General features: G+C 65.8%; 3 protein-coding genes. 2 read left to right on the top strand and 1 reads right to left on the bottom strand.

Going from position 1 to position 2,981, the window contains the following annotated elements; genetic code table 11:
- Positions 1-14: 14 nt before the first annotated feature.
- Positions 15-425: a lactoylglutathione lyase gene (gene gloA / locus NKI61_RS32640; protein WP_019856614.1), complete on the bottom strand. Its 411-nt coding sequence runs from the start codon at positions 423-425 to the stop codon at positions 15-17.
- A gap of 157 nt (positions 426-582) precedes the next feature.
- Here gloA and NKI61_RS32635 point away from each other — a divergent pair, with 157 nt between their 5' ends.
- Positions 583-2,025: an FAD-binding oxidoreductase gene (locus NKI61_RS32635; RefSeq protein WP_352842397.1), complete on the top strand. Its 1,443-nt coding sequence runs from the start codon at positions 583-585 to the stop codon at positions 2,023-2,025.
- A gap of 3 nt (positions 2,026-2,028) precedes the next feature.
- Positions 2,029-2,823 (top strand): FadR/GntR family transcriptional regulator, encoded by a 795-nt coding sequence (locus NKI61_RS32630; RefSeq protein ID WP_023714083.1) that lies wholly within the window; start codon positions 2,029-2,031, stop codon positions 2,821-2,823.
- Positions 2,824-2,981: the final 158 nt, after the last annotated feature.

Here is a 2,981-nt window from a genome sequence, read left to right as displayed (position 1 = left end):
CCGGCCCGATCGGATCACATCGTGTCGAGGCCGATCAGCTCGATCTTGTAGCCGTCGGGGTCTTCGACGAAAGCGATGTGGGTGGTGCCGTGCTGCATCGGGCCGGGCTTGCGCGGGATTTTGGCGCCGCGCTTTTCCAGTTCGGCGCAGACGGCGTAGATGTCGTTGACGCCGAGCGCCAGATGGCCGAAGCCGGTGCCGATCTCGTAGGGCTCCTCGCGGCCCCAGTTCAGCGTCAGCTCGACGACGGCTTCCTTGTCCTCGGGGCCGTAGCCGACAAAGGCGTTGGTGAACTTGCCGCCGGGGTAGTCGTCGCGGCGCAGCAGGGTCATGCCGAGCACCTCGGTGTAGAAGGCGATCGACTTGTCGAGGTCGAGCACCCTGATCATGGTGTGCATATAGCGAAAGCCCGGGGCGTCGCTCATTGGGGAAGTCCTCCGAATTCTGTGATTTGCGGGTCTGATCATCCACATCGAACGCTTGGCGGCAAGCCTCGCTTGATGTTCTCAATCAGGGTTGTATGATAACACGACAACGTCGGTATTTGTCCAGTCGTTTTGCCGAGGGGCCCAGAGCCAATCCATGAATGCCGTGCTGCCAACCTCCGCATCGCAGATCGCAGCCCTGGCCGGCCTGCTGCCGAATGGCGGGCTGCTGACCGAGGAAGTGGATCTGGCGCGCTACAGCCGCGATTGGTCGGGCGATCATTTCGGCCGGCCGCTGGCGGTGGCGCGGCCCTCCTCGGTGGATGAAATGTCGGCGCTGATGCGGTTCTGCCATGCCGAGCGCATTCCGGTCGTGCCGCAAGGCGGCCTGACCGGGCTCGTGGGCGCCGCAGTGGCGGCGGATGGCGGCGAGATCGTCATCTCGCTGGAGCGCATGAACCGTATCCGTTCGATCAGCCCGATCGACTTTGCCATGGTGGTCGAGGCCGGCTGCATCCTCGAGGACGCCAAGCGCGAGGCTGAAGCGAGCGACTGCCTGCTGCCGATCACCTTCGGCGCGCAAGGCAGCTGCCGCATCGGCGGCAATGTCGCCACCAATGCCGGCGGCTTCAACGTGCTGCGCTACGGGATGACGCGGGATCTGGTGCTTGGCCTCGAAGTGGTGCTGGCCGACGGCCGCATCTGGAACGGGCTGAAAGTGCTGCGCAAGGACAATCGCGGCTATGATCTGAAGCAGATCTTCATCGGCTCGGAGGGCACGCTGGGCATCGTCACCGCGGCGGCGCTGAAACTATTCCCCAAGCCGACGCAGATCGAAACCGCGCTGCTTGGCCTGCGCTCCGTCGAGGACGCGATGGCACTCTATGCAAGGGCGCGGCGCGATTGCAGCGATTTGCTCACCGCCTTCGAACTGATCCTGCGCGGCGGCATCGAGATCACCATGCGCGAAGGCCAGGATTTTCCCGATCCGCTCAGCCAGCCCTATCCCGTCTATGTGCTGATCGAGGTGTCCTCCGGCGGGCTGATCGACCTCTCCAACATGCTGCTGGGGTTTCTCGGCAGCGTCGAGGACATCGTCGAGGACGGCGTCATCGCTTCGACGCGGGCGCAAGCCGAGCGGCTGTGGCTTTATCGCGAGATCATGGTCGAGCGGCAGGGCAGGGGAGGCCGCTACCTGCGCACCGATGTGTCGGTGCCGATCTCCAGGCTTGCCGATTTCGTCACCGATGCGCTGGCCGCCTTGGAGAAAGCCCGGCCCGACGCGCTGGCCGTCACCTACGGCCATGTCGGCGACGGCAACATCCACCTCAACGTCGTGCCGCCGGAAGGCATGGGCACCGAGGCGATGGAACATCTGTTCGAGCAGGCGGAAGCCGAGATCTTCACCGTCGTCGATCGCTATGGCGGCTCTATCAGCGCCGAGCACGGCATCGGCCGGGTCAAGCAGAAGGCGTTCCTCGAACGCATCGATCCGGTGACGCTCAACCTCGCCGCCGGCATCAAGGACGCATTCGACCCGCGCCACATTCTCAGCAACGGCCGCATTCTGGCGTCCGCACCCGCCGTCGACTATAGGTGAGCGATGACGCTGAAACTCGACAAGGTCAATCGCGGCCCACACCTCTCCACTCTGGTGGCCAGTTCCATCTCGCGCGAGATCGCGCAAGGCCGGCTGAAGCCGGGTGACCAGCTGCCGACCGAGGCGGCGCTGGCAACCACTTTCGGGGTCAGCCGCAACGTGGTGCGCGAGGCGATCGCGCGGCTGCGCTCGGAAGGCCGAATCTGGTCGCAGCAGGGGCGCGGCGCCTTCGTGGTCGAGAGCAACAACCCGACGGTGCTGACCATCGACCATGAGACGCTGCAGCGCGCCGACTCGTTTCGCAATCTGTTCGAACTGCGTGGCATCCTCGAAGTGCAGGCGGCGGCCCTTGCCGCAAAACGGCGCAGCGACGCCGATCTCAAAGCCATGGGCGATGCGCTGTCCGGCATGCGCGCCGCCCCCTATGGCAGCGTCGCCTGGCTGCGCAGCGACCTCGAATTCCACCGCACCGTCGCCGAGGCGACGCGGAATTCCTACATGGGCCAATTCCTGGTCTTCGTGTCCGAGCGGGTGCGCGAAAGCATTCTCGCCGCCGGCAACCAGCAAAAGTCGGACGACATGGCCCGCATCACGCTCGGCGAACATGAGCGCATCCTGAGAGCGATCCGTGCCGGCGACGCCGAAGGGGCGCAAGCCGCGATGCGCGACCATCTGGCGGGCGCGGCGCTGCGGGTGGGGTTGCATGAGGGGGAAGCTGCGGAGAAAGCGCCGGGGCCCGAGGCAGCGTCTCCGGTACGGCATTCGCGGTTGCGGAAGGCTGTGCGCGGGCAGGCTTAGGGATAGCCTCGCCTTGTCCGCGCGCTGGGCCAATCGCCTATGGCGGCGCTGACCCCCACTCCGTCTCGGCTTCGCCGAGCCACCTTGCCGGGGCGAGCCACGGGTCTCGCCCGTCCTTCGGACCCCCCGATCGACGGGGTAGAGGAAAGGCGCCAAGC

This window comes from Mesorhizobium sp. M0514, assembly GCF_040321145.1.
Taxonomy (GTDB): Bacteria; Pseudomonadota; Alphaproteobacteria; order Rhizobiales; family Rhizobiaceae; genus Mesorhizobium.
Note: the sequence above shows the minus strand (reverse complement) of the source record. Positions and strands in the feature narration are given on the sequence as shown.

Coding starts and splice junctions, on each gene's coding strand:
- NKI61_RS32635 (WP_352842397.1), top strand. CDS start 583: ATGAATGCCGTGCTGCCAACCTCCGCATCGCAGATCGCAGCCCTGGCC.
- NKI61_RS32630 (WP_023714083.1), top strand. CDS start 2,029: ATGACGCTGAAACTCGACAAGGTCAATCGCGGCCCACACCTCTCCACT.
- gloA (WP_019856614.1), bottom strand. CDS start 425: ATGAGCGACGCCCCGGGCTTTCGCTATATGCACACCATGATCAGGGTG.